Genomic DNA, 3,126 nt, shown 5'->3' with positions numbered 1-3,126 from the left:
CCGCTGGACAGGCCCAGCCGGACGGCGCGGCCACCCAGCCCCCAGGCGTGCGGCGGCTCCCCCGGCCCGCTGCCCCACCGGGTGTCCGGGGTGGACTCCAGCACCGCCTTCGCGCCGCTGGCGTTGATGTCCGGACGACGGACCTCCACCCCGTGCCGGCGGGCGTCGTCGACCAGGGTCTGCGGCGAGTAGAAACCCATCGGCTGGGCGTTGAGCAGCGCGGCCAGGAACGGCGCCGGGTGGTAACGCTTGAGCCAGGAACTGGCGTAGACCAGGTAGGCGAAGCTCATCGCGTGGCTCTCCGGGAAGCCGTAGCTGGCGAACGCGGTGAGTTTGCGGTAGACGTCGTCGGCCAGCTCACCGGTGATGCCCCGCTCGGCCATCCCGGCGTAGAGCCGCTCGGCGATCCGGGTCATCCGCTCGACCGACCGTTTGGCGCCCATCGCCCGGCGCAACTGGTCGGCCTCGGCCGCGTCGAAGCCGGCCAGGTCGATGGCGAGCTGCATCAGCTGCTCCTGGAACAGCGGCACGCCCAGGGTCTTCTCCAGGGCGTTGCGCATCAGCGGGTGCGCGAAGGTCACCGGCTCCTGCCCGTTCTTGCGCCGGATGAACGGGTGCACCGAGCCGCCCTGGATCGGGCCGGGCCGGATCAGCGCCACCTCGACCACCAGGTCGTAGAACTCGCGGGGCTTGAGCCGGGGCAGGGTGGCCATCTGAGCGCGGCTCTCCACCTGGAACACCCCGACCGAGTCGGCCCGGCAGAGCATGTCGTAGACCTCCGGGTCGTCCAGGGTCATGTCGCCTAGGTCGAGCCGGGACCCGATCATGTCGTAGCCGTAGTGCAGGGCGGAGAGCATGCCCAGGCCGAGCAGATCGAACTTGACCAGGCCCACCGCGGCGCAGTCGTCCTTGTCCCATTGCAGGACGCTACGCCCGGGCATCCGCCCCCACTCCACCGGGCAGACCTCGATCACCGGCCGGTCGCAGATCACCATGCCACCGGAGTGGATGCCCAGGTGCCGTGGGAACGTCTGCAACTCGTTGGCGTACTCCACCACCTGCTCGGGGATGTTCTCGACATCGACAGTGGCGACCGAGCCCCACCTGTCGATCTGCTTGCTCCAGGCGTCCTGCTGCCCCGGCGAGTAACCGAAGGCCTTGGCCACGTCCCGCACGGCCGACCGGGGCCGGTAGGAGATGACGTTGGCGACCTGGGCGGCGTGCTCCCGGCCGTAGCGGGTGTAGACGTGCTGGATCACCTCCTCCCGACGGTCGGACTCGATGTCCACGTCGATGTCGGGTGGGCCGTCCCGTTCCGGGGCGAGGAACCGCTCGAAGAGCAGTTGGTGCCGGACCGCGTCCACATTGGTGATCCGCAACGCGTAGCAGACCGCCGAGTTGGCCGCCGAACCCCGGCCCTGACAGTAGATGTCCTGGTCGCGGCAGAACGTGACGATGTCGTAGACCACCAGGAAGTAACCGGGGAACCCCAGCTCCTCGATCATGTTCAGTTCGTGGTCGAGTTGCGCGTACGCCGCCGGGTGCGCCTGCGGCGGCCCGTAGCGCTCGTGCGCCCCGTCGGCGGTCAGCTTCCGCAACCAGCTCATCTCGGTGTGCCCCGGCGGCACCGGGTACGCCGGTAGCTGCGGTGCGACGAGCTGGAGGTCGAAGGCCAGCTCGGCGCCGAACTCGGCGGCCCGCGCCACCGCACCCGGGTACGCGGCGAACCGGGCCGCCATCTCCGCGCCGCTGCGCAGGTGGGCGGTGGCCGCCGCGGGCAACCAGCCGTCGATCTCGTCCAGGCTGCGTCGGGCCCGGACCGCGGCGACGGTGGTGGCCAGCCGACGCCGGCCCGGGCTGGCGTAGTGCACGTTGTTGCTGGCCACCGTCGGCAACCCGGCCGCGGCGGCCAGCTCGGCGAGCGCGTCGTTGCGGTCGGCGTCGACGGGATGACCGTGGTCGGTCAGCTCCACGGCCACCGTCTCCGCGCCGAAGAGCGCGGTCAGCCGGTCCAACTCGCGGGCCGCCGCGTCCACCCCCTCGGTGAGCAGCGCCCCCGGCACGTGGCCCTTGCGGCAGCCGGTCAGCACCAGCACATGGTCACGCAGCTCGGCGGCAACCTCCTCCAGGTCCCCGTACTCCGGGCGGCCCTTCTCCCCACCGCGCAGCTGGGCGCGGGCGATGGTGGTGGCCAGCCGGGCGTACCCCTCGTGGCCGTGGGCGAGCACCAGCAGGTGCGCGCCGAGCGGATCGGGCTCGCCGTTCTGCGGGCCGGGCAGCCCGAGGGACAGCTCCGCGCCGAAGATGGTCGGCAGGCCCAGCGTACGAGCCGCCTCGGCGAAGCGGACCACCCCGTAGAAGCCGTCGTGGTCGGTGACGGCGAGCGCGGTGAGCCCCAGGCGGGCCGCCTCCTCGGCCAGCTCCTCCGGGTGGCTGGCGCCGTCGAGGAAGCTGAAGTTGGTGTGCGCGTGCAGCTCCGCGTAGGGCACCACGCCGTCGGGGCGGGTCAGCTCCGGCGGCTGGTACTGCTCGCGGCGGCGACTCCAGGCCGGGGAGTCGCCGCCATCGGCGTCCACGGCGAGCGGGTCCACCACGTGCAGGTGCCGCTGCTCGCGCGACCGCCCGCCGCCCGACCGGCCGGAGCCGCCGCCGGGCCGACCGGAGAGCACCCGTTCCAGCTCCGACCAGGGCATCTTCGGGTTGTGGAAGCTCATCCCCGTACCCCCGATCTGATCGGGCCCGGGGCCGTGCACTCAGTCATAGATCGCCTCCACCAGCCACTGCCCGGCCTCGACGGCCAGCAGCAGGGCGGCGCCGTCGGCCAGAGTGACCTGGAACCGGGCCCGGCGGCGGGCCTCGGCCGGCGCCCACCATCGCTCGTCCACCGGCCACGGGCCGGCCCAGCCCACGATCTCCGCCGGCTGGCCGGTACCGACCACCAGCCGCGCCGGTGGTGCGCTCACCGCCAACCGCGCGCTGATCACCACCGGCTCGCCGGCGGCGTCGTGCACCGTGGCCGCGAGCGGGCTGGGCAGCACCACCGCCGGCGCGGGCGCCGGCAGCCGGCCCGGCCACGGCGGAGCTCCGCCTCCACTGCGATCCGCAGGTCGACCGGCACTGGCGGGC

Annotated in this window: 1 protein-coding gene and 1 pseudogene; both read right to left on the bottom strand. The window is 73.0% G+C overall.

The annotated features are described in order from the left end of the window. Nucleotides 1-2,714: error-prone DNA polymerase (locus DLJ59_RS00265; RefSeq protein ID WP_124770533.1), on the bottom strand; the 2,714-nt coding region annotated here is incomplete at its 3' end. A 39-nt stretch (nt 2,715-2,753) separates the two neighbouring features. After that, nucleotides 2,754-3,126 (bottom strand): annotated as a pseudogene (locus DLJ59_RS00260) (DNA polymerase Y family protein); the annotation flags it as partial.

It is taken from the genome of Micromonospora inaquosa, assembly GCF_003857055.1.
Taxonomy (GTDB): Bacteria; Actinomycetota; Actinomycetes; order Mycobacteriales; family Micromonosporaceae; genus Micromonospora; species Micromonospora inaquosa.
The sequence above is the reverse complement of the archived record's forward strand: the minus strand, read 5'-3'. Positions and strand labels throughout refer to the sequence as shown.